At 50.0% G+C, this 24,345-nt stretch carries 14 protein-coding genes; 5 read left to right on the forward strand and 9 right to left on the reverse strand.

Annotated elements, in window-relative coordinates:
* Positions 1-31: 31 nt before the first annotated feature.
* The 7 genes from FCL47_RS11595 to FCL47_RS11625 all read right to left on the reverse strand — a co-directional run bounded on the left by FCL47_RS11595 (position 32) and on the right by FCL47_RS11625 (position 10,921).
* Positions 32-346 carry a DUF3110 domain-containing protein gene (locus FCL47_RS11595; RefSeq protein WP_136813680.1) on the reverse strand — a complete coding sequence of 105 codons (315 nt, stop codon included), beginning with the start codon at positions 344-346 and terminating at the stop codon, positions 32-34.
* 92 nt (positions 347-438) lie between these two features.
* Positions 439-1,329, reverse strand: a complete 891-nt coding sequence (locus FCL47_RS11600; RefSeq protein WP_136813681.1) for a dihydropteroate synthase — start codon at positions 1,327-1,329, stop codon at positions 439-441.
* A 123-nt stretch (positions 1,330-1,452) separates the two neighbouring features.
* Positions 1,453-2,793 (reverse strand): acetyl-CoA decarbonylase/synthase complex subunit gamma, encoded by a 1,341-nt coding sequence (acsC, locus tag FCL47_RS11605; protein WP_136813682.1) that lies wholly within the window; start codon positions 2,791-2,793, stop codon positions 1,453-1,455.
* An 85-nt stretch (positions 2,794-2,878) separates the two neighbouring features.
* Positions 2,879-5,089, reverse strand: coding sequence for an acetyl-CoA decarbonylase/synthase complex subunit alpha/beta (gene acsB / locus FCL47_RS11610; protein WP_136813683.1), 2,211 nt, complete (start codon positions 5,087-5,089; stop codon positions 2,879-2,881).
* Positions 5,090-5,133: 44 nt separating this feature from the next.
* Entirely contained in the window at positions 5,134-7,152 is a 2,019-nt protein-coding gene (gene cooS / locus FCL47_RS11615) for an anaerobic carbon-monoxide dehydrogenase catalytic subunit (protein ID WP_136813684.1), read from the reverse strand.
* An 81-nt stretch (positions 7,153-7,233) separates the two neighbouring features.
* Positions 7,234-8,787, reverse strand: coding sequence for an acetyl-CoA decarbonylase/synthase complex subunit delta (locus FCL47_RS11620; RefSeq protein ID WP_205747300.1), 1,554 nt, complete (start codon positions 8,785-8,787; stop codon positions 7,234-7,236).
* A 193-nt stretch (positions 8,788-8,980) separates the two neighbouring features.
* Positions 8,981-10,921, reverse strand: a complete 1,941-nt coding sequence (locus FCL47_RS11625; protein WP_136813686.1) for an ASKHA domain-containing protein — start codon at positions 10,919-10,921, stop codon at positions 8,981-8,983.
* A 711-nt stretch (positions 10,922-11,632) separates the two neighbouring features.
* On the opposite strand from FCL47_RS11625, the gene FCL47_RS11630 reads away from it, so the two are divergent.
* The 3 genes from FCL47_RS11630 to FCL47_RS11640 all read left to right on the forward strand — a co-directional run bounded on the left by FCL47_RS11630 (position 11,633) and on the right by FCL47_RS11640 (position 16,533).
* Positions 11,633-13,027: an FAD-binding oxidoreductase gene (locus tag FCL47_RS11630; RefSeq protein WP_136813687.1), complete on the forward strand. Its 1,395-nt coding sequence runs from the start codon at positions 11,633-11,635 to the stop codon at positions 13,025-13,027.
* 15 nt (positions 13,028-13,042) lie between these two features.
* A complete protein-coding gene (locus FCL47_RS11635; protein ID WP_136813688.1) occupies positions 13,043-14,347 on the forward strand; it encodes a (Fe-S)-binding protein in 1,305 nt (434 codons plus the stop codon).
* Positions 14,348-14,769: 422 nt separating this feature from the next.
* Positions 14,770-16,533 (forward strand): YcaO-like family protein, encoded by a 1,764-nt coding sequence (locus FCL47_RS11640; protein WP_136813689.1) that lies wholly within the window; start codon positions 14,770-14,772, stop codon positions 16,531-16,533.
* A gap of 10 nt (positions 16,534-16,543) precedes the next feature.
* Here the strand turns inward: FCL47_RS11640 and FCL47_RS11645 are convergent, their stop codons facing one another.
* Positions 16,544-17,752: an acetate kinase gene (locus FCL47_RS11645; protein WP_136813928.1), complete on the reverse strand. Its 1,209-nt coding sequence runs from the start codon at positions 17,750-17,752 to the stop codon at positions 16,544-16,546.
* Between the two features lie 169 nt (positions 17,753-17,921).
* On the opposite strand from FCL47_RS11645, the gene FCL47_RS11650 reads away from it, so the two are divergent.
* Positions 17,922-19,136: an MFS transporter gene (locus FCL47_RS11650; RefSeq protein WP_136813690.1), complete on the forward strand. Its 1,215-nt coding sequence runs from the start codon at positions 17,922-17,924 to the stop codon at positions 19,134-19,136.
* A 141-nt stretch (positions 19,137-19,277) separates the two neighbouring features.
* Here the strand turns inward: FCL47_RS11650 and FCL47_RS11655 are convergent, their stop codons facing one another.
* Entirely contained in the window at positions 19,278-20,438 is a 1,161-nt protein-coding gene (locus FCL47_RS11655; protein ID WP_136813691.1) for a glycosyltransferase family 2 protein, read from the reverse strand.
* A 267-nt stretch (positions 20,439-20,705) separates the two neighbouring features.
* Here FCL47_RS11655 and FCL47_RS11660 point away from each other — a divergent pair, with 267 nt between their 5' ends.
* Positions 20,706-24,344 (forward strand): DUF3683 domain-containing protein, encoded by a 3,639-nt coding sequence (locus tag FCL47_RS11660; RefSeq protein WP_136813692.1) that lies wholly within the window; start codon positions 20,706-20,708, stop codon positions 24,342-24,344.
* Position 24,345 lies beyond the last annotated feature (1 nt).

A 24,345-nucleotide genomic window follows, 5' to 3' on the forward strand; every position in this document is an offset into this window, starting at 1 on the left:
AGAACAGCATACTCTGAACAAGAGCCTGAAATCACTCTTTGATGACCTTTCCATCACTGTCCACCAGAGCTACAGCAAACCCACTTTTGGTTGCAATATCATGTAACTCCTCGATGTGCACAGCCTGCAGTTCATACTTCTTTCCTTTCTCTCTCGGCAGATTCAAAAAGCAGTCATTTGCTTCCTCTCTGGTTTGAAATGCCGGAATAAAATCAACGTCCTTGTCGGCGTTATAGAGTCCTAGAAAACTCTCATCTTTTCCAGGCTCGCAAACAAATACGTACACCCAGTTAGCGGCCTCTTTATTTGCTTCTGCCATAGCTCCTCTCTTTATTGAAGTATACATAGTATCGGTTCACTATTGATGTAACCATTAAACCGACAAAAAAAAAGCCCCATCCCCGAAAGGATGGAGCTTTTTAGGCGAAAAACAGTTGATCAAATTTCCAGGTATGAATCGGAAAAGAGGCTTTCACCGGTGATAACCTTGACGGTTTTCACGTAGTCGCCAAGTTCTTTGGACAAGGTTGAAAGATCGGGAGCATTGCCGTCCATTGCCTGATAAACCACTTCAACGATATCAGGACGCTTTCCTTTGGCAACGGCAATAAGCTCGGCGTCAAGTGGGTCGGCGATAACCGATTTCATACCATAGCGCTCCAACATGATCATGAAAGTGTTGTTCAGAATTGGGCGCAGGTGAACCGGAGGACCATTGGAGATGTTTGAAAGACCACAGGTAGACATGGCGCCTGGGGCAATATCTTCCAGCATCATTTGGAAATTAAGCAGAGCTACGGATTGTGCCTGCTGGATGTTCACCGGAGTGACAATGCCGTCAACCCAGATTTTTTCATTGGGAATACCGGCTTCATTTGCAGCATACAGTAATTCTACGCAAAGAGAGGCGCGCTCGTTCTCGTCACGCGGAAGACCATCAGGTCCCCACATAAGAGCAACAATGTCTGCCTCGTATTTGGCAGCCATCGGCAGCATCTCAGTATATCGCTCGGGACGAGCCATAATGGAGTTGACGATATGTGGCTTGCTTGAAGGTTTAAGCACCTTCAAACCCGCTTCGATCGCAGCGATATTAGATGTGTCGAGGAGAAGAGGCATTTCGGGTACAACCTCCTGGACGACCTGGCAAACCCAAGGCATCAACTCGTGGCCATCTTTTTTGGCAGGCCCGAGATTGATATCAATATAGTCCATACCAAGTTTTTTTTGTTCTAGACACTCCGCCTGAATAGGTTTCGCGTCACGTTCTCTGTATGCTTTTCCAATTACCTTGGAAATAACATTAAGGCTTTCGCCAAAAAGAATCATATTTCTCTCCCTTTATCTAATTGATAACAAACTTCTAAAATGGACCCGTCTCACGATAGTCTATAAAAAATTTGCCGGCGCTTCACAAGAGAAACAGCCGGCAAAAGATTCTATCGCCTGTATTTATCTGCTTTTCAGGAATCCGGCGATATGAGCAGCCTCTCTTGGACCGACGACAATGTTCCAGCCCGGCAGCTCTTCTTCAACATCACCGGCGATCGCGGCAGCGTACCCAGGGATAATCAGCTCAGTATGCTTAACCTTATCCATGATACCGCTTTTCTTCACGAACATACCGACATCGTCACCGCTAAATTTACCCGCAGCCCACGCGGTAAGAACAGACAGTCCCTCTGAGTCTTTGATGAGCAACCAGGCAGGAACCCTGCTCGCCTCGATCTCACCGGAGACAATGAAGTAGGTCAAAGCGAAGTTGGTGGTAACCAGAACCGGAGAATTCTCGTCCGGATTCCCAATCTCAAATATACCTTCGACAACCGTCATTGGCCGCTGCGGATCGGTATAGATATTCAGACGCTCCAACAGCAAAGGGAAAATGACTTCGGTGGTCATATCGGACAGAACGACGATGCCGCCATACTTGGCGACAAACATACTGGCAATGAGTCCTTCCATCTCGATTGTGGAGGCCATTTCGCTCGGGAAACAGATTGTGGGAAAACCAAGGGAACGATTTCCGTCTTTGAGTGCCGCCCGACGAATTGCAACCTGATCTTCGAGCGCCTGTTTTACTTCTCTTGCTCCTGAATCTATAACCAGATCTTTCAGTCCCATGCCCACCAATTTGTCGGTAAGAGCGGTAATTCCATCAATGGAATCAGCCTTAACCGCCAACGGCAACTCATTATCCAGGGCAATTTTACCAAATGCATCAACGTTTTCAGCGGTCGCTGCATAAATCAAAGGACGCTTGAAGCCGGCGGTGGCAACGGCACCACTGATGACTTCGGCCTTATCACTCATCAAAATAAGATTGAATTCCGAAGTTTCGGCAATCAGTTTGGCAAGGGCAGCAAATGCGACACCGTCACCATTAACGTCTTTCAATGCCACCAGTTCCGGACGCAGATTAAGACCTACCCGCTCATACTGCAGCGCATTCCAGGACTTAAGCTTGGCGGCGACATCCGCTTCTGCGCTATCAGAGGTTATAGTCCCTGCCAACAGTGTAGGATTGAAAAATGTTTTTTCATGCCGGTAAAGAACGGTCTCTCCACCAGTCTTCGTCGCACGGACACCTTTACCAAGAGCCACCGGACGAATAGGAGGTGCAGAAGCTGCGGCAAGCTGCGCCCTGGCATCATCAGACACATACGGGCAAGCATCAAGTTCTGCTTTGCCAGACGCGAGGTTCATGGCAAAAGCGAGGCACGTCGGAACTCCACACTCCTTACAGTTGGTTTTAGGCAGGAGTTTGAAGATTTGAATTCCTGTTAACGCCATTTGTGTTGTCTCCTTAAATATATTTCACAGCTGGATGTGCCCGGTTGCAGCTGATGCTGAAACCGGGCATCTGCTAAAAAAATAATCAAATAATCGAAGGCATGCTCAAGGCAGGATGGCCTTTTTCTTTGAGCCATGGCAAAATCTCGTCTTCCGTGATCCCAACAGTCTCATCGGCGATCATATCAGCGAAATTCTCAACGCCCATTTCCGCGCCTCGCTTGTTCAATCTGTCGCGGATTTCATCCTTGACAATTTTAGGCATCCAGACCATTCGGAGTAAGCCACCATCACCGAGGATGAACTTCTTCTGGGTAATGTTAAATTTTGAATGGCCAACAAATCCTGGCGAAGAAGCCCCGCCGCCCATGACACCAGCAAGCGTGGTAAACTTCATACCGGAAGGAGTCTCACCGGTGTAATCGCGACCAACAGTCATGATACCGTTGCAACCAGGCAGCATGGCGGCAATACATTCACAGCAGCCACAGGTGGTCATCGGGGCCTGAACCATGGAGTAGAGATTATAGGTATCGATTGCACCTTTAGATGCACTCTTGATGAATTCATCAACACCTTCAAAACGGCCAAGAACCGGATCAAGGAGTTTACCTTTAGGGATTGGCTGGTTAGGTCCTGTCGGATTGATCTCATAAGACGCTTTACAATCCATCCAGTTATAAGCTCCGCAAAGCCCAGTTCTTTCAGGGCTTACCGTACATACATGACTCGGCGCGAAAGATTGACAGAGACTGCAGGAATAAAACAGCTCAACATCTTCGTCGGTCATTTTGTCGACCCGCTCATCACGGACTTTATATTCGGCCCTGGCTTTGGTCGTCATCTTGTCAACATCTTCTTTGTTGGTAAACAGAGTGACCTGAACCTTATCAACAATCTTCTGGAAATCCTGATGGAATTTAGCATGCAGCACAACGCCGATATCCTTCAGGCTAAAGCCTTTCTCAACTGCGGCTTTACTTATGCGAATCCAGGAGATATCACGTTGTCCAATGTGCATTATTCCCTGGATATAGTTGACCAGGTGATGAATCTGCCTCTCCATGATCGGCTCGAAATCAGACTGGAACTCACGACCGGCTATCTGCACAAAAATACCCAGCGGCAGCGTGTCGCCTTCTTTCATATCCTTGATGTCAGGACCAACAACGGTAACTTTACCATCCTCAATCTCACCCATCTCAGCCATATTGACCAGCTCAGTACACTGGGTTTTACCACCGCCCATCTGACCAAAGAGATCACCGCCACGTACCCGCTCACCCTCAAAGGCCGGTCCAAATGCCAGAGGAATATCAATCTCGGTGACATTGATCTTCAGACCGCGAACCTCAACGGATTTCTGGCAGATCTCATCGTGCGGCACGTTGGCAACAACATGCTCGTAAGTACAGATACCAGTCGGCAGAATTTCCGGAATGTCGGTATCGGCAAGAGTCGGGAAGCCCCAGTTAACACAACCGGCAGCGGCAACAGCCCACTCGGTTCCAACATCGCCCAGTGCGTTGACAAAGGCAAAGATACGATTTTTATTGTACATCAACATCTTGCGATAGTCGCCAGGCTGCACGCCACCAAAGGCCATTGCCGCTCTATTGGCAAAACCGAGGGCGAAGACTGCCGAAGAAATATCCGGACCAAAAGGTACAATACGGGTATTCCAGCCGATCTGCATACCGGCCTGGAGGCACTGCTCGATCACTGTCTTACCGTTGTGGTTGGCGGCGCAGAAGATATAGAGGTTTTTCTTCTGATAATCTTCGACGATCATCTTGGCAATCTCGGCATTGGGGGCTGCACCAACGATTGCCGCAAAGCCGGGGGCCGAGCCGTCAACGAATTCGACGCCACGCTTTCTGAGAATAATGTCACTGGCAGGACCAACCCAGAGTTTCCCGGCATCGATATCCGGATCTTCAGCATCCAGGTAGAAATCCGGCTCACGAAGGATACGCAGGGCCTCCTTGATCTCATAGGCAAATATTCCAGCCATACCTGCATCGAGAAGCGGCCCAAGATAAGGCAGATGATTGCTTCCTTTAATGTGCGGTGGCAACAATCCGCGAGCAAATTCCATGGGTTTTTTCAGATCTTCCAGGGTCTCACACTTCATACCAGTGAGAGAATAGATTACCGGAAGATAGTACGCGGTATTTGGAAAACCAATTTTTGTGCTGGCATCATAGGTCTGAAGAGCCCTTTCAAGATCACCTTCCACCTGGGACACAACCTTGTACCCGCCCTGTATAGCTGCAAATGCTACTAGTCTAGACATGCTTTACTCCTTATATTAGTAATAACGTAATCGCTGATATTATATTATTCCATTCCAAGGGCTTGTCTGTCAGCCATATCCATAAGAACCCTGTCACGGGCTTTATCGATGCCAAGTTCCTTACGTTTCTTGTCAATATGGGCGATCATTTTATGTGCATGCTTTACAGGATCGGGCTCACAATCCCACATGCCGCCATACATTTTCTCCATGTCTTTATAGAGATAGTCTTTGAAGACCGGGGCACCTTCAACAGGCATATGATACCCAAAGACGGTGTAGACACCCGAGGCGACAAAATATTGACCAATAGAGATAGCCTTCTCGCTCATCCACTCAGGCGCACTGCCCGCGGCCGGCAGATCACAGATATCGTTGCCGAGACCACCGGCTTTAACAACCTCCGTTGCGGCAAGCAGGATCCGGCTGTTATCGACACAGGAGCCGAGATGCAGGACAGGCGGGATGCCAACAGTCTCACAAACCTCACGAAGGCCGGGACCACAATGGACGGCAGCCGACTCAGGAGTGCAAAGCCCGTGCATACCGGCAGCAATGGCACTACAACCAGTGGTCAAAACGATGACATCGTTCTTGATCAATTCTTTAATGATAGTGATATGTTCGTCATTGTGCTTGGTACGGGCGTTATTACAGCCAACAACACCAGCGATACCACGAATACGGCCGTTGATGATATTGTCATTCAAGGTGAAATAATCGCCTCGGAAACTTCCACCCAGGTGGTATTTGATTGACTCCACGCCAAAGCCGGCAACCTGGCTTGATTTATGACGGGGAATCATAACCTCGGCACCACGATTCTCATAGTTATCAATAGCAATTTTAACAATGCGGATCGCATCTTCCATTGCATGGTGCTCATCAAACTCGATGTGCAGAACATTCGGCTGCTCCATCCTGGCAATTGGATGCGTAGTGATCAGCTTGGTATGAAAGCACTTGGCAACATTGGCCAGGTTCTGGAAGATACACTGGACGTCAACAACCATTGCATCACAGGCACCGGTAATGATGGCGAGTTCCTGCTGGAGGAAGGTTCCTGCGGGTGGAACGCCATGGCGTTGGAGCACTTCGTTAGCGGTACAGCAAATACCGGCCAACTGTATTCCTTTCGCACCCTTCGATTTAGAATAGTCTATCAACTCCTGGGACTGTGCAGCAGCAACGATCATTTCGGACAAGAGAGGCTCATGACCATGCACGATGATGTTTACGTGGTCCGCTTTCATGACGCCAAGATCAGCCTCGGCCTGCAGAGGAGTAGGAGTGCCGAACATAACGTCCTGCAGGTCGGTCCCGATCATGGAACCACCCCAGCCATCAGCAAGAGATGCCCTGGTTCCCTGCTTCATCAGATTTTTGTAGTCCTGATCAACGCCCATATGGGTACGATGCATGATTTCAACTATCTCGCGATCGACGTTACGGGGAATGACACCTTGTTCCGCCCACTTATCCTGGAGGGGTTGTGGTGCTCTTTTGATCATATGGAGATTGCCGGTTGGTTTACCCCATTCTGCCACAGCCACTTCGCCAACCGCAATGGCAACTTCTCTGAGATCACGATCCTTGACCACGCCATCAACCTCTACGGTGGTGGCAACACCATAATACGGCGCAATCTGAAAGAGTTTTACCGGATCCTTGATCTTGTAATCTTCGACTTCTCCCTTAGCCGCGGCCAGGAAGGTAATAGCGACATTTCGGCCATGGTCGGAGTGAGCGGCTGCTCCACCGGCGATCATACGAATAAAGTTTCTGGCACAGATGGTGTTGGCGGTAGCGCCGCAAAGCCCTTTGCGGGTATCTTCGCCCTGGATGCCATCTTTAGGCAACGGCAGTCGGCATGGTCCCATTGCACAGTTCTTACAACAGATACCCTGCATACCGATGGCACAGGGCTTCATGGTTACCGCCCGGTCAAACACGGTTTCAACGCCGAGCTGTTGGGCTCTGCGGATCATCTCCTGGGTAGACTGGTCAATTGACGCGGTGCTTGCATCAGCTAATTTAACGATTTTTTCTTTTAATTCTGCCATATCAATGTTCCTCTTCATAGAGTTTTGAGATTTTTTTATTATCTCAAGAGCTTTGCTTCATGCATAAATTGATATTCTGATTTATTTTCTCTTGTGGAATCTATCCAACATATCGAGAATTTTTTCCTGGGCGGTTTTTTGCTCCGCAGCGGCGGTCATCGCCATTTCAGCAACAGGTTTACTTGCGGCAGACTCATCATGAGCTTTTTTAGCCTGCGCTCTCAGCCTCTTCAAAGCCTTCTCGTCGTCTTCTCTTTGCTGTGCTTCGGCCTTCAATTTATCTGCTTCAGCTTTTGCTTTGGCTTCGGCATCAGCTTTTGCCTTGGCTTCGGCATCAGCTTTAGCTTTGACCTCGGCGGCAGCTTTGGCCTTGGCATCGGCTTCAGCTTTAGCAGCAGCTTTGGCCTCAGCCTCGGCAGCAGCTTTGGCGGCTGCGGCAGGATCTACGGCAGGTGCAGCTTTTTCTTCTGCTTTTGGCGCAGCCGGGGCAGGTGCGGCGGGAGCGGCAGCCTGAGCAGCAGGTGCAGCGGGTGCTTTAGCGGCAGGGGCAGCGGGAGCGGCCTTCTTGGCAGGACCTGCTTTCTTTTCTTCCTCGACAATGGTCAGATCGGGGGCCGGGGCAAGCGCTGCAAAATCAATTTTCGCTTCTTCCAGGATTTTGGTTATGGCGGCGGCATCAGTCAGCGAGCCACCATCAGCCAGCGCATTGATGAATTGCTTGACCAATTTGATCGCTTCAGGATGACGCATAATAAGAATGTTGGAACCACTGAGCAGATAGGTTACCGCACCAACGGCTTCCATCATGATCCCTCGTTTTTCCTGATCCCCGAGAAGAGGGGCTTCGGCAGATGGCTGCTTGGCTTCTTTGCATTTCCAGATCTCATTGCCAAGGTTGTTGATCATCGGAAACTGGAGTTTTTCATCACCCTGGACCATTGCTGCCATGGCTAATCGCTCCATGACCGAGTAGGTGTATTCCAGACCGTAGCCGAGGCCACCGGTGGTCGGATCAACCAACACGCGCTCCATTGGCATACCGAGGTTTTCCAGGAGGATGTTCACCTGCTTGGCAAGGTTGACATCAATAGGGGAAGAGGAGATGACCGCATGGCCGTAGCCCATGGCCGCAGCGCCGATCCCCTTGTAGTTCTTCTCTTCGACCGGGCCAAGCACCAGATTCTGGCCCTGACATTCCTCGGCAACAACCTTTAATACCGCTTCATCTTTCGCTGGATTTGCACAGCCCCATACGATGACGGGAACGTTGACTGCCGCCAGAACTTTTTTAACCGTTTCGGCAGCTGATTGAGGACTTGCATCTTTGTCATTCGGGTCAATACTTTTCAGCTGCACGACGATTGCATCGGCACCAAATTTTTCGACGCATTTTTTTGCCCAGGCGGCGGGATCGGAGGCTACATCTTTGAATTGGGCCATTACAGGTTCTGCCCAGTCCTCAGGCTCCATATCCCAGATTTCCATTGCAATAATGGGCTTGTTCGGCATGCTGCCTTCGAATGTATAGAAGGGAAAGCATGTCTCACCTCCCACAGTAATAGCTGCATCACCTTTTCCAATGGAAATTGCTTTAATGCCGCCGCTATAGGATTCCTTCTTTAGTTTAAATCCCACTTTTGCCTCCTTACTGGTGAGTAATTTTTCTCCTGAAGGTTGCATCTGACTTCAACATCAACCCTCCCTTTTAACACTAGCCAAACAACAAGAGGTACAAAATGTTTACTAAAAATATTTAATTCATGCAGTACAGCGTTCCGTTCAGACCGGGCAAGAGACGTGCGTTATGCTCTTATTATGCTTTTATATCTCACTTCCCCCTTGCCTTCAAACGTGCCTGCAGTCGTGGAAATTTCTCTATTTCCGTGTGCGGCAGAAACATCGCTGCAATGTAATTATTCATATATGATGGCGTCTCAGAAAGTTCAAAGTTGGTCATTTTCTGAGTCACCGACACGACGTCCTGACGAATTCTGTTCGTCAAAGAACTCATCCGTGCACCCATAAGTGAACCGTTGCCGATAAAGGTAACACGCTCCGGATCGACCTCGGGCAAAAGTCCCAGGACCATCGCTTTTTCCAGATCAATATAACTGCCGAAGCCGCCGGCCAAGATGATGTGATCGACTTCGGCCATCGACAATCCTACTTCTTCAAGCAATGTCATGCAACCACTATAGATAGCGCCTTTAGCCCGAATAAGATTGTCGAGATCCGGTTCGGTCAAGACAATATCCCGATCAAGCTGGGTCTCTTCTTTCCAGGCAATGACATATTCCCACACATGATTGGATTTTCTAACGCGGGAGGTGCCGAGATCGCGATTAAACTTACCCCGATTATTGATCAAACCCATTTCGAACATAACGGCGGCCATGGTAATCAGGCCGGAACCGCAAATACCCTTTGGCCGAACATCACCGATGGTGAAGATCATCGGTTCAAAAGTGATGGGATCAAGAGAAAAATCCTCAATAGCTCCTTGAGCGGCGCGCATGCCGAATTCAATGCCGCCTCCTTCAAAAGCCGGGCCGGCTGAGCAGGCGGTGCAGGCCAGCCAGTCCTTATTGCCGACCACTAATTCTGCATTGGTGCCGATATCGAGAAAAAGTGTCAGCTCTTCTTTGCGATACATTCCGGAACCCATGACGCCGGCAACTATATCGCCACCGACGAAACTGGAAACCTGCGGGTAGATAAGCGCTATGGCATGCTGGTTTATGTTGATGCCGATGGATCCCGCGGTAAACGGCGGATACAGCGTGGCAGTCGGGACGTAGGGGGCTCTGCGGATATTGCGTGGATCAATTTTAAGAAACAGCTGCGTCATGGTGGTGTTGCCGGAAAGCGTAATGGTCGAAATATCTTCCCGGTCGACCTTCGCCTTACGGATGATCTTTTCAAGCACGCTGTTCATGGTGCTGACCACAACCTCCTGAAGTTTCTCGAGTCCCCCAGGTTTTTCCGCATAGATTATACGGGTAATGACGTCTTCTCCGTAACTTATCTGACCATTAAAATCTCCCGCTTCAGCCAGGCACTTGCCGGTGGTCAGATGAATCAGCTGCCCATAAATGGTTGTCGTACCGATATCCATGGCAACGGCGTAAATCTCGTTGGTCGTATCGCCAGGCTGGACATTGATAATAAGATTTTTCCCGTCGCTTCTTACGGGACGGATCACCGTGACTGTTACCTGAAAATCACTTTCCCGCATGACCGAAGGGAGTTTGCGGATAACTTCCAGGGTGAGTTCCAGCTTATGTTCATTAGCCTCCAGCTTGAGATGCTCGATCAGCCTGGTGACATCAGGCATATTATTCTGCGCATCTGGAGGGGTGAGAGTCAGGAATATTTTGGCGACGGGGGGGATAAACAGGCCTTCTTCCTTCAGGCTCTCAAAGTCCATCTGCCGAATAGCGGCAGTCCTGCGTGGAGTCGCCAGCAGGTTCATTACACTTTTGTCGATGGAAGATTCGATCGGAATGCGGACGGTGACGTCTTCAGTTACGCGTGCCAGACAGGCCAGACGGTACCCTTTCGCACTGTCCTCTTTGCTGAGCCTTTCGGAGATACCGCCTGCAACGCTTCCTTTTTCGACAAGGACACGACATTTTCCGCAGACGCCTTCGCCACCGCACGAGGCGTTAATATGAACACCGGCCTGAAGCGCAGCCCGAATGAGACTTTCCCCCGAAGAGACAGTTATGGCTCTATCATGGGGTAGAAATGTGATGGTGCATTCACTCATTCGGTTTTCCTTCTCCGCTCAGGAATTAAAGGGATTTAACTGTTTTCTTTAATTCGCGGTTCAGCAATATCCACCATCAGCAGCATTGATCAGCACAATGTACGAATATTACTTTATTCATAACCTGGCATTGCAAAATCAGACACTTCGATACATCTCTTACTTTCGATTGCTTATCGGGCCCAAATATATCATATATTTTCACACTTACAACTTGTAATTGGGAATTTTTCTCTTGGAACTCCACAAAGTAGATCACAATCAATATTTCTTTTTCTTTGTTATATCACATCGCTAATTCTTATACATGAAGCAAACCGTCCTCATCTCCTTAATATTAGGAGAGATGTTGATGGTGGCTCGAAACACCTTTTCGTTATACCCGCAAAGAACACAATACTAGTCAGTTTTATTTGAGTTTCTCTTCAAAAATATTCATAAATAAATGTCAAGCTAAGCGACTACTGTGTTTCTTCTTTTCAATTATCCTTTCCCATGGCAGACACGGCATAGGCCTATTGGTAATACCAATTTAATCCTGCCCTGGCGTCCCACCACGCCAAATATATTTATATAGTTATATTAGTTGGTTAATAATTTTACCTGGTATTTATTATTATTCTTGACAAGACCATTGGTACATTTTAAGATTGGTACTACCTTTAGAACACTGCAGCCTCGCAAGCTGTTTCAACGTCAACGGAGCACGACATGATTAGAAGTAAAGTTGAGGAATTACAAGCTATTTTTGGTGAAAAGAACGTCCTCACCGAAATCGAGGATATGGTAGCATATAGCTATGACGCCTCGCATGTGGAAATTCAACCGGAGGCAGTTGTGTTTGCAACCGCCACCGAGCAGGTCAGCAAACTGATGCAATTCGCTTATCGCGAAAAAATTCCCGTCACCCCCCGCGGTCAGGGGAGCGGCTTATCAGGTGGTTCGGTTCCCTTGAAAAAAGGCATTGTCCTGTGTATGGACAAAATGAATCGTCTTATTGACTTTGATCCTGCCAACCGCCTGATCACTGTTGAAGCCGGCATGACCACTGCCGACATCGACCCGATAGCCGCCAAGGCTAATCTCTTTTATCCGCCCGACCCGGGCAGCGTCGCTTTTTCAACAATCGGCGGCAACGTCGCGGAAAATGCCGGCGGCCTTCGCGGTTTGAAATATGGCGTTACCAAGGATTATGTGAAAATGATGAAAGTCGTCCTCCCCCAGGGCGATATCGTCACGATGGGCAATAAATGCGTCAAGCATGTCGCAGGATTCAACATGGAAGGCATTTTCGTCGGCAGTGAGGGATTGCTCGGGATCATGACTGAGGTAACCCTTGCCTTATTGCCTGTGCCGGAACATCGCGAGTCTGCTCTGGCAATATTCAACAGCCTAGATGGCGCCGCGCGTGCCGTTTCCGCTATCATCGCCGCCGGAGTAACGCCCTCGACGATGGAGTTTATGGATAATGTGACGATCAATTCTATCCAGAATTTCAAGGATTGCGGACTTCCCCGGGACGGTGCGGCGGTACTGCTGATCGAGACGGATGGCGAGAAAAATTCCGCTATTGCCGAAATGGCTAAAGTTGAAGTGGAAGTCAAAAAGAATGACATCCGTGAATTTGCCAGAGCAAAAAGCACCGAAGAGCGCAACCGGCTATTCGAGGGACGCCGCGTGGCCTTGAACGCCCTGGCCAGCGTCAGACCCAATCTCATTCTCGAAGACGCGACAGTCATGCGGTCCAAATTGCCGGACATGGTCCGCGGCATCAGTCAGATCGCTGCAAAATACGGTCTGCAGATAGGTATCTTCGGGCACGCCGGTGACGGCAACCTCCATCCAACTATCCTGCTGGATATGCAGGACAAAGACGAAAAGGCCCGGGCTGAAAAGGGCGTTGCGGAACTCTTCCAGCTGGCCATCGACCTTGAGGGAACTATCTCCGGAGAGCACGGCATCGGCTTGGAAAAAAAACCATTTTTACAAAATCAGATAGGCGCTGAAGGGATCAGGATGCTCCAGAACATCAAAAAGACCTTTGATCCGCTTAACCTGCTCAACCCAGGCAAGATGTTTGACATGCCTGAGCAACAGTCGGCGTAAGTGAGGTAACAAGATATGAATACGCACGCTGCTGTAAAAAAACAGGCTGAAAACCATCTGCTGCAAGCTGCCAAGGAATTTCAAAAATGCATGCAATGCGGCAAATGTCGGTCAGTCTGTCCTGTTTTTAAAGAAATGGGCAATGAACTCTATGTTGCCCGGGGTAAAAACAAACTGGCGGAAAAAATTGTCTCCGGCGATCTCCAGATCACCCAGAGGGTAAAAGACGCCATCAATGAATGTTTGAATTGCAAGACCTGTTCAGCCAACTGCCCTGCCGGCGTCAGCCCCGAGCACGTTGTTCTGAGATTGCGCTGGTATATTACCACCCAGGAAGGACTCGGTTTTTTGCGGGCGCTTATTTTCCGCCAGCTGCTCTGGCGTAAATGGCCAATCACCGTCGGCGCCATGTTGATTGGCGTTGCCCAGCGAGCTCTCTTTGGTATTGGCCCGAAGAATCCGGTGCGCCATCTCTTTCCCCTTTTCGGCTTTTCCAAGAGAAGATTCTTTCCCCAGATGGCTCTCAGGAGCGCGCAAAGCCAATACCCTGAGGTAATTCCACCTAAAACGGGCCCGACCAAAGGGCGTATCGGTTATTTCACTGGCTGTGCCGGCAATCTGATCTATACCAACGTCGCCAAGTCGGTGGTTGATATCCTCACCGGCTTCGGCTATGAAGTGGTCATTCCCAAGCAACAAAAATGCAATGGCACCCCGGTACTCGCCAACGGCGATTACGAAGGGGCAAAAATGCTTATGGAGCATAATTTTAATTTATTCCAGCGCTATGATCTGGATGCCATTGTCGTCGCCTGTTCGTCCTGCGGGATGTCCCTTAAAAAGGAGATCAAAGTCTTCATCGAAGACAGCCGGGAATTACGGGCTTTCACCGAGAAAGTCTATGACATCAATGAGTTTATTGATAAAAATATCGATATTAAAGAAGATCAGTTAGGTCGCCTGCCCTACCGGGTATCCTACCATGATCCCTGTCATATGGTACGCGGCCAGGGAATCAGCGAACAACCGAGAAGGTTGTTGAAGATGATCCCGGGAGTGCAGTTTAAAGAGATGAAAGACGCTGCGGTCTGTTGCGGAAGCGCGGGAAGTTACTGCATAACCCACTATGATACGGCAATTAAAATCAACAACCACAAGGTAAAAAACATCCAGGACGCAGATGTAGAATACGTCGCCACCGGCTGCCCGACTTGCGTAATGCATATTCAGGACAACCTGCAGCAACACGGATCAGATGAGAAAATGCGTTTTGTCGTGGAAATGCTGGCTGACTCCCTGCGCTCTGCCGGGACTATTTAGTGACTTAGAAGTAATACTCTTGCGCTCTTTGCAAGAGTATTACTTCGTGAAGGAACTTACACCCCTCAAGGGGGTACTGAAAAGAGTCCCGCGAATCTTTTGGGCGGGATTCGACTTAGAAATAATTTTCTTGTGCTTTTTCAAGAAAATTATTTCGTTAAGGAACTTATCCCGCGAAGCTTTTAGGCGGGATTAGTGACCAATTATCAATACTCTTGCGCTCTTTGCAAGAGTATTACTTCGTGAAGGAACTCATCCCGCGAAGCTTTTGGGCGGGATAAGTGGCCAATTATCAATCTCCTTGTGCTTTTTCCAGAAAATTGTTTCATTAAGGAACGTATCCCCCGCACAACACGGGACCGTACTGAGTCCCGCGAAGCTTTTGGGCGGGACGAGTTCCTTAACGAAACAATGAGTACTCCATGACCTGCAAAACACTGCTGCCCGGTAAAGATCTCGCCTTAGAAGATACCATCGATAACGCGACAGCTTTACTGACGGCAATGGATCTTCCGACCGAAGCAGTGAGCTGGTTGAATCCGGCGCCGAACTGCTGGTCCGTCCATATCCAGTCTGTTGCCTGCCCCCATCTCTACACCAACGGCAAAGGGACATCACAGCTGGCGAGTCTTGCCAGTGGCCTTGGCGAGTTTTTTGAGAGACTGGCAACAAATCTGTTTTTTGCCGACTATTTCCTGGGTGACAAGGCGGTCGCCCAACCTTTCTATTTTTATCCCGATGAGGTGTGGTTTCCTCCCGGTGACGACGATTCCATTCCGCACCACAATCGCCAGGGAGTTGAACTGCTGAATAAAGACCTGCGGTCCTTTTACCATAGAGATGAAGAACTGACCGCTGCCCATCTCCGCGACAGCAATATCGACTCGCGGGACGGGGCCATCTGCACCCTGCCCTTCCAGTCTCTCTCAACCGGCCAAACGACCTATTTCCCGGTAAGCCTGCTCAACAATTTATATGTCAGCAACGGTATGGCCGCCGGTAACTCTCCCGCTGAATGCTGCTCCCAGGCACTTTCGGAAATCATCGAACGCTATGTGAAAAATAGAGTTATCGCGCAAGGTATAAGTCTGCCTGATGTACCGCAGACCCGCCTTGCGAAATACCCCAAACTGTGCACCATCCTGGACATGCTTGCCGAAAGAAAACTATCGGTCCGGGTGAAAGATGCCTCTCTTGGCGGCCAATATCCGGTAGTCACGGTACTTGTCGCGGACCCCGACAGCGGCGGGGTCTTTGCCGCTTTCGGGGCCAACTGCCGGTTTGAAACCGCGGTTGAGCGAACCCTGACTGAACTGCTCCAGGGCAGGAACCTTGACCAGTTTAAAGGGTTCCAGCCACCATGTCATGATCTTGAACAGGTGGCCGATCCCTTTAATCTGGAGAGTCATTTTGTCGACTCCGACGGCCTGCTGTCCTGGAATATGTTTAAGGACAAAGCGGATTATAATTTTTCTCCCTGGGATTTCATCGGCTCAACAGAACAGGAATTACACCGGCTGCAGCAGCTGATCACCACCAGTGGTTTCCATGCGTACCGCGCCGAGTACCTGCACTGCGGGATGTATAGCTGCCGGATACTTGTCCCGGGCATGTCGGAAATTTACCCTGTCGACGATATGGTCTGGAACAACAAAGGGAGTGGTGCTGCGCTGCGCCCTTCACTGCTCCGCCTGACGGAGATGAATCAAAGAGAGCTTACCCGGCTGTTTACCCTGCTGGAAACGCTTGGACTCAGTGACGAACAGTTGATTTCGCAAACGATCGGTGTTCTCTTTGACGAGCAGTCACCGTGGGGTACCCTGCGTATCGGTGAACTGAAAGCACTTCTTCTTCTTGCCCTGGGCAGAAAGGAAGAAGCATTTGGCTGGTGCAGTTGGTGTATCGATTATGGTGCGCTCCCTGCAGCCAGAACACGCCTCTACCGGCTACTGCAGTCATTGCTTGATTTTCATAGAACCGGGGCAGATATCCACGACTTCACCGCAAGCCTCACTCTATTTTACCGGGAAAATGAATTGCACGAAGCGATATCGATCGTCAACGGCACAACCCGATTTCCCGGTCTCAATTTCGCGGGAAGCTGGCCGGAGATTTCCGCTGAACATAAAAATATGCTGCAGATCTATAATAAAATCCACAGCATAAAAGCCACATTTCCGGCCTGAATTTTCTTTTTTACGAATTAAGTACAGCTTTGGCTTCTCTGGCTATGGCCAATTCCTCATTCGTTGGAATTCCCCAAATCTGCACCCGACTTTCAGCTTTGCTGAGAAGAGTAGGTGCTTTAACCCGCTGATTATTCGCCGCAGGATCCATAACGACCCCAAAGGACTCCAGCCCGCGCAGCGTCATTTCCCGCACGATTTCATCATTTTCGCCGATGCCTGCAGTAAAGATGATCGCATCCACCCGGCCGAGTACCGCCATATAGGCACCCACATATTTTTTATTGCGATAGGTCTGTACATCAAGAGCAAGTTTTGCGAGCTTATTCCCCTTGGCAATCGCCTCGTGGATATCGCGCATATCGTTCATCCCGCAGAGCCCTTTCAACCCCGAGTCCTTGTTGAGCATCGCATCGATGCCCTCGATATCCATACTGCAGTTACGCACCAGAAAAGCATGAATAGCCGGATCGATGTCACCGCTGCGGGTGCCCATCACCAGCCCTTCCAGGGGAGTGAGGCCAAGCGTTGTGTCGATACTTTGACCATTCTGGATAGCGGTCATGGAACAACCATTGCCAAGATGAATGGAAATCATATTGAGTTCCTCAAGCGGTTTGCCCATGAGCCGTGCACACTCGCTGGCCACGAATTTATGCGATGTTCCGTGAAAACCGTAGCGGCGCACCCGCTGCTGCTCATACAAAGCATAGGGAATGGCATACAGATAGGCATGTGGCGGAATGGTCTGATGAAAGGCGGTATCAAAAATTGCCACCTGCGGGACCCCGGCGAACAATTCCTGCGCCACGCGAATTCCGTCAAGATTGGCCGGATTATGCAGCGGTGCCAGGGGAATGTTTCTTTCAATGGCCGCCAGAACATCCCCGGTAATAACGGTAGGTTTATGAAAATCCTCGCCGCCATGCACCACGCGATGGCCGATTGCATCGATATCGCCTGAATTGGAAATCACTCCCTGACGGGCATCAGACAGCAGGTCAACGACCATCCGCATGCCGCTCTTATGATCGGCTACGACGGTAGCATTTTTGACCACCAGTTCATCTTTTCTCCCTGGTCGCATTGTACATTTTATCAAACCCTCGGTTTCGCCAATTCTCTCGACCAGACCTGATGCCAGAACAGATTCGTCCGCCATCTCAAGAAGTTGAAATTTAATTGAAGAACTACCTGAATTTATAACTAATATTTTCATCATTTCCATCCATTTTTATTGAATAAGCATCATATGAACCCAACTTCATAACCTGTCGATAAAAAGAGAGCAACAATTTATTCCGCTCTTTTGCTCACTTTTGAAATCCTTGACAAACTGCACAGGGAACGAGTAGAAAAATCGTTTTTTATCAATCTCCGGTGACTTCATGCGATTTATAATTCTTCTCTCTGCCTTCATGATGCAGATGTGCCTTGGAGCTACCTACTCCTGGAGTGTCTACGTCCAGCCAATCAAAACAATGCTCGGGCTCGAACAAGGTCCGGTGCAGATTCCGTTTACCGTCTTTTACTTTATGTTTCCTCTTACCATGATGGCTGCGGGAACTTTTTTGCCCAGGATTGGCCCCAGGATCTGTGCCATGGTCGGGGGACTGCTTTTTGGCGGTGGCTGGCTCCTGGCCAGTCTCGGCAGCAACAACTTTATCTTCACTGTTCTTGGCATCGGCGTTCTCAGCGGCATTGGTGCCGGAATGGCCTATATCGTCCCGATTGCCGTGTGCATTCGCTGGTTTCCAAAAAATAAAGGCCTGGTCACCGGCATCGCTGTCGCGGGTTTTGGCGGCGGCGCAGCCCTGGTCAGCCAGACCGGCGGATGGCTGATGAACACAGGCTTGACCCCGTTCCAGACATTTTTTATCTTTGGCCTATGTTTCATGGGTATCATCGTTGCTTCGGGCGCCTGCATGCGCTTTCCGCAACGGATTCGTTTTACCAAGCCATCTCCCATAAAAATTTCAGAAATTCTGACCCACCCGAGTTTTCGCCTGCTTTACGGGGCGATGTTCATTGGTCTTGCCGCAGGTTTTGCCGTCAATGCCAATCTCAAAGAGCTGTTCCCGGCGGGCGACGATGCGGTGCAGATCGGCATCACCGGCGTGTCATTGTTTGCTCTGGCCAACGCCACCGGACGAATCGTCTGGGGCGTGATATTTGACCGGGTTCAGTCGGCAACTGCGATACAGGCCAATTTGTTGCTCCAGGCAATCGTCCTGCTTGCCGCCCCGCTTATGCTTCATTCGGCGGCCGGTTTCTGGCTTTTTTCGATCCTTACCGGCTTCAACTACGGCGGGGTGCTGGTTCTTTACGTAGCATCGGCCGCTCGCTGCTGGGGGGCCGACCGGGTGAGCCATATTTATGGCTGGCTGTTTTCCAGCAATATCCTCGCCTCATTTTCACCGATCCTGGCTGGTCTGGTTTTTGACACCTTCCATACCTTCACCTTCGCCCTCACCGGGCTGGCCGGCTTGCTTATTGCCTGCACCGTCATGATATACACCAAATCACCGGTTGTAAATCAGAAGCGCAGCGTGCACCACTCAGCGAAGAACACACTAACCCCGCCAAAAAGCGTTGCGGGGTAAGTTCCTTCACGAAATAATTTTCTTAAAAAAGCACAAGGGAATTGTCAATTGGCCACTAATCCCGCCCAAAAGCTTCGCGGGATAAGTTCCTTAACGAAAAAATACTCTTGCAAACAGCGCAAAAGTATTTTTTCTAAGTCACTAAAAGATAAATGGGGTTGTCTTGCGCAGCTCGGACAGCGCATAGTGTTGGCCTCGCCAGGTAATTCCTCTGTTTATCAGCGTAACAAGTGCCGATTTCACAATGATATAACACGAAATATAAGGTGTCAGAAGACATCCGGGCAAGTAGCAGCCCGGCAGACCCTGCCGCACTAAGCCCTGATAGAATGTTGCCAGTCGAATAGCTATCGTGGCAAGACAAATACTCCGGACATATCCACTCCCGAAACTCACCCCCCACAGTGGCCAGATACTGGGTATAATAATTGCCAAAAGCGCAACCGGAACAAGAGCAATGCGGTAGTGGAGCACGGCAAACATGTTTTTCTCAAGACCTTTTATCATTTCGCTGACCGAATCGTACCAGGGAACAACGACGAAATCGTAGGCCAGCAGACAATCCTGCGCAAAGCCATTATCTTTTACGGCCCTGCCAAGCATCATATCGTCAACGGGATGCATTTTGATTGCTTCGTGCCCGCCAATCGAGCTGTATACCCGGCGGCGGATCATATTAAAAGCACCAATGCCGACAAACCAATGCGTACCTTTTTTTTTGGCGAGCCAGGGCTTGAAGACAACCATAAGACCGATAGCCGAATCAAGGATAAGACTGTTGAGCAGCCAGCCGTGGGTCATATTTTTGAATATCAGCGTCAGGTGATCCAGCTGATTGCGCTCCATGTATGCAACCGATCTGGCAACCGTCGTCTTCTCCATAACAACATCAGCATCGGTGAAAAGCAGATATTCACCCCTGGCCAGGAGTGCACCGGCAGAAAGGGCGTGACTCTTGCCCATCCACCCCGCGGGCAATTTTTTAACGTCATGAACGATAAGCCCGGGAAAGCGTTTTTTTACTGCATCGAGTACTTGCGAAGTTCGGTCAGTAGAACGATCATTTACGACAATTATCTCTACCTTTTGATATTCCTGTGCAAAAAGCGACAGCAGGGACCTTTCGATATTCTTCTCTTCATTGCAGGCAGGTACGACGATTGATATCAGTGGGCAATCCACCCTTTCTCCGACCGGCATATCGTCTAATTTACGCATTTTTTTCATGCCGACTGCGAACGTTGCCGACGAAATGATGATCGCACAACATCCTACCAGAGATATCATCAGGAATATTGACATACAGTCACCCAACCGAACATGTACCAGCCCATTGTCATCATCTCCGCTCCTGTTTTGTCGGTTTTTTTGACAAAACTACTGGCAAAAATCGACTGACGTGGTAAATGAAAAGGTTCGTCAGTCCTCACTCCCGCTCAGAACAGAGTATTCCGGTCTGATACAGGCAACTATTATAAAGCAGATCGCGCGTATTGCTATACCATCACTTCTCTGCCCAATCCACCCCGATCGACGGGATAAATTTATCGTGCCAAGAACACCTCCAAAATGAACAAAAATATTTATCGTGAAATCCCCTATAATTTCACCTCGGCAGACGACAAGCTGATCATCAACCTGCTCTTTGGCCCCGAAGTCTGGGACGACCTTGAAGAATTGCGAAGCCAGCGTATCAGCGGGCGGTCAGCAAGACTGGTCATGCGTTTTATGGGCGATCTCTTTATTCTCAGGCGCAACCCTTTTCTGTATCAGGAACTTATCGACTCCTCAACCCGGAGACAAAAATTTCTCCAAACCGCGGAGGAAGACCTGACCGTCATTGAAGAGGCGGCCAAAATAGGCAGAGTAGGAACAGAACGAAGCGCCAAAGTGCTCCGTCTCGTCCGCCTGTGTCACGAGCGTCTCGGGGAACTGAAAGAAGAAATTACCGAAGCCGCCGGTCAACGTCAACATATCCAAAAAAAACTGGGCGCGATCGTCGGCAGAGAAAATATCCGTTTCGACCCTTTCACCCTCATCAGCCACGCCACGGATGCCACCGATTGGCGGCTCTTCCTGCCGGTCGCCGTCGTCAGACCGACCAGTGAAGACCAGGTGCCCGCTCTCATAAAAACAATCGGTGAACTGGGCCTGAAAATAATTCCCCGCGGCGGTGGGACCGGTCTGACCGGCGGCGCCGTTCCGGTAACCGGCAACTGCGTCATCATCAACACCGAGAGACTGACCGGAATAGGCGAGATTGAATACCGAGACTTCCCGCACCTGGGCGAGGGTACCAGAATTCCGGTTCTTCATGTTGAGGCTGGCGTGGTAACCTCGGATGCCATGGCCCATGCCGCAGCCAAAAATCTGGTTTTTGCCACCGATCCGACCAGCGCCTGGGCGTCAACCATCGGCGGCAATATTGCCGAGAACGCCGGGGGAAAAACGGCCGTACTCTGGGGAACGGCCATCGACAATATCCTCTCGTATACCATAGCTATGCCGGGGCAGGGTCTTCTCACGGTACAGCGCGTCAAGCATCCGATGCGTAAAATTCTTCCCGATGACAGTGTCTGTTTTCAGGTACTGGACCACCACCATAAGATTCTCCGCGAAGTTACCCTGGCCGGAACCGATATCCGCAAAAAAGGCTTATGGAAAGATATCACCAATAAGGCCTTACTGGGGCTTCCCGGCTTTCAGAAAGAGGGAACCGATGGCGTTATCACTTCAGGAACATTTGTCCTGCACCGGGAATATGAAAAGAAGATAACCTTCTGCCTTGAATTTTTCGGCGCCGATATGGATGAAGCCAGTCGGGTTATCGTCGAAATATCCGAAGAATTTACCAATGAAGGCCAGGAGGCCCTGATGGCCCTGGAGCACTTTGACGAGGAGTATATCCGGGCCATCAAATATAAATTTAAGGCGGCAAGAAGCAGTCACCCGAAAGCCGTTCTGTTAATCGACATGGTGGGCCACACCTCCGAACAGGTATTACGCGGCAAAAAAAGGTTGGAAGAACTCCTCATCCCTTACAAAAACACCGAATTATTTACGGCGCAGGATGCCGATGAGGCGGCTCGTTTCTGGCGTGATCGCAAGCGGCTGGGAGCGATCTCCGCCCGGACAAACGCCTTTAAACTTAATGAAGATATTGTCCTGCCGCTGCACGGCCTTGCCGAATTCGCCCGCTTTGTCGATGAATACAATATTGAAGAAGATATCTACAACAAGGAACAGTTCATCCGTGCTATCAGTCAATACCTGAAAACTGCCGAGCCGATAGAGGATCCGGACTGGCTCGAGGCGAAGATCCCCAAAGCCGAGGAACTCTGCAGAGAGACCATAACGGAGCTTTCTTTGCGCACCATCGAATCGGTTCGGCACGAGGCTTCAATCAAAAAATTGATGGCTGAACTGCTGGAACTGTTCAGCGGGTATGAAATGGTCAGCCGCAACATCGAGACCATCCACCGCGAAATCCGTGCTAAACGGATAATCATCGCCACCCATATGCACGCGGGTGACGGCAATATCCATGTGAACATTCCGGTCTTCTCCAATGACCGCGAGATGATGAAGCGGGCGGAAAAAACCGCCGAGGATGTGATGGCCAAAGCAGTCGAACTCGGCGGCGTAGTCAGCGGCGAGCACGGCATCGGCATCACAAAGATGAAGTTTCTGGAAGAAAACCGGTTGGCAGAATTGACCGCCTACCGGAAAAAAGTCGATCCCGATAATATTATGAATCCGGGAATGTTGTGCGATCCAGCCATCATCGACAAGGTTTTCACCCCTTCCTTCAATCTGCTCGAGCTGGAGGCAAAAATACTGCAGCACGGCTCTCTGGCCGCACTGTCATCGATGATTTCGAAATGTATTCGCTGCGGTAAGTGCATGCCGGTCTGCTGTGTGTATCATCCGGGAAGCAATATCTTTTTTCACCCGAGAAACAAGAACATGGTTATCGGTTCGTTGATCGAGGCCCTGTTGTACGACATGCAGCGTTCCCACCTGCCGCGTTTTAACCAGCTGAAAAACCTTGAAGAGATTGCCGACCACTGCACCATGTGCCGGAAATGCCTCACCCCCTGTCCGGTCGACATCGACACCGCAGAGGTTTCCCTGCTGGAGCGCGAAATCCTCAGCGATCTCGGTTATAAACATACCGCACCGGCCACCAGGCTCTCCCTGTTGTATCTGCAGAACAGAAATGAAACGGTGAATAGTGTTTTCCGAAAAGCAGTTTTAGGGTGGGGCGGCTCCCTGCAGCGCCTTGCGGTCAAAGCCCTGCAAAAAGCACCGGCCTCGATCAGTGAAAAAGACTGGCAGCCGTTGCATCTGCTGAAATCGCCAATGACACCGGCATCACCTTTTACCCTGACCTCTATGCTGCCCCGGTGCACCGAACGCGAAGCGTTGAAGATTCGGCCGCAGGGGGAAATCAGCAAAACCGTCTTCTATTTTCCAGGGTGCGGCTCGGAACGGCTGTATGGCGATATAGGGATGGCTTCGATCTACCTGCTGCTGAAAAACAACATCAGAGTCATCCTGCCGCCCCCCTACCTCTGCTGCGGTTTTCCGGCCAAAGTTAATGCCAAAAAGAAAATGGCCGGACAGATATCGCTCCGCGATACGATCATTCTCAGTCAGATCAGGGAAATGCTCGGGCACCTGAATTTTGATGCATTTCTCATCAGCTGCGGGACCTGTCGTGAGTCTCTGCACGAAATGGGCTGTGCGGAAATATTTGGTTGCCGTATCGAGGATGTATCCCAGTTTGTCCTGGAGAATGGCCCCCCCCAATACGGCACCAAACGAGTGGAACCCATACTCTATCATACCCCGTGCCATGACTCCTTCAACGGTGAAGGAAAAAGCCTGCTCGGCAGACTCTATACATCGGTAACCGGCGTTGCCAACTGCTGCTCCGAAGCCGGCACCCTTGCCATCTCCAGACCGGATATTTCCTATGCCATGCTGCAGCGGAAACGGCAAGCGATTGGTGCCGCCAAAACCGGAACAGAGTCAACAATTATGGCTACGAATTGTCCGTCGTGCATCTCAGGGCTTGGGCGTAATAAAGATATGCATATAGAGCCAAAGCATATGGCGGTTCTTCTTGCCGAGTCAGTTGGCGGACTGGAGTGGGCGCAGGAATTTGCCGGGCTGCTGGGAGAAGCGGAAAAAGTCACATTTTGAT

Source organism: Desulfopila sp. IMCC35006, from assembly GCF_005116645.1.
Taxonomy (GTDB): Bacteria; Desulfobacterota; Desulfobulbia; order Desulfobulbales; family Desulfocapsaceae; genus Desulforhopalus_A.

What these genes read in the sequence shown, in the direction of transcription:
- FCL47_RS11600 (WP_136813681.1), bottom strand. Translation starts at nt 1,329, where the DNA reads ATGATTCTTTTTGGCGAAAGCCTTAATGTTATTTCCAAGGTAATTGGA.
- FCL47_RS11630 (WP_136813687.1), top strand. Translation starts at nt 11,633, where the DNA reads ATGATTAGAAGTAAAGTTGAGGAATTACAAGCTATTTTTGGTGAAAAG.
- FCL47_RS11645 (WP_136813928.1), bottom strand. Translation starts at nt 17,752, where the DNA reads ATGAAAATATTAGTTATAAATTCAGGTAGTTCTTCAATTAAATTTCAA.
- FCL47_RS11650 (WP_136813690.1), top strand. Translation starts at nt 17,922, where the DNA reads ATGCGATTTATAATTCTTCTCTCTGCCTTCATGATGCAGATGTGCCTT.
- FCL47_RS11660 (WP_136813692.1), top strand. Translation starts at nt 20,706, where the DNA reads ATGAACAAAAATATTTATCGTGAAATCCCCTATAATTTCACCTCGGCA.
- FCL47_RS11595 (WP_136813680.1), bottom strand. Translation starts at nt 346, where the DNA reads ATGTATACTTCAATAAAGAGAGGAGCTATGGCAGAAGCAAATAAAGAG.
- FCL47_RS11655 (WP_136813691.1), bottom strand. Translation starts at nt 20,438, where the DNA reads ATGTCAATATTCCTGATGATATCTCTGGTAGGATGTTGTGCGATCATC.
- FCL47_RS11640 (WP_136813689.1), top strand. Translation starts at nt 14,770, where the DNA reads ATGACCTGCAAAACACTGCTGCCCGGTAAAGATCTCGCCTTAGAAGAT.
- FCL47_RS11635 (WP_136813688.1), top strand. Translation starts at nt 13,043, where the DNA reads ATGAATACGCACGCTGCTGTAAAAAAACAGGCTGAAAACCATCTGCTG.
- acsC (WP_136813682.1), bottom strand. Translation starts at nt 2,793, where the DNA reads ATGGCGTTAACAGGAATTCAAATCTTCAAACTCCTGCCTAAAACCAAC.
- acsB (WP_136813683.1), bottom strand. Translation starts at nt 5,089, where the DNA reads ATGTCTAGACTAGTAGCATTTGCAGCTATACAGGGCGGGTACAAGGTT.
- cooS (WP_136813684.1), bottom strand. Translation starts at nt 7,152, where the DNA reads ATGGCAGAATTAAAAGAAAAAATCGTTAAATTAGCTGATGCAAGCACC.
- FCL47_RS11625 (WP_136813686.1), bottom strand. Translation starts at nt 10,921, where the DNA reads ATGAGTGAATGCACCATCACATTTCTACCCCATGATAGAGCCATAACT.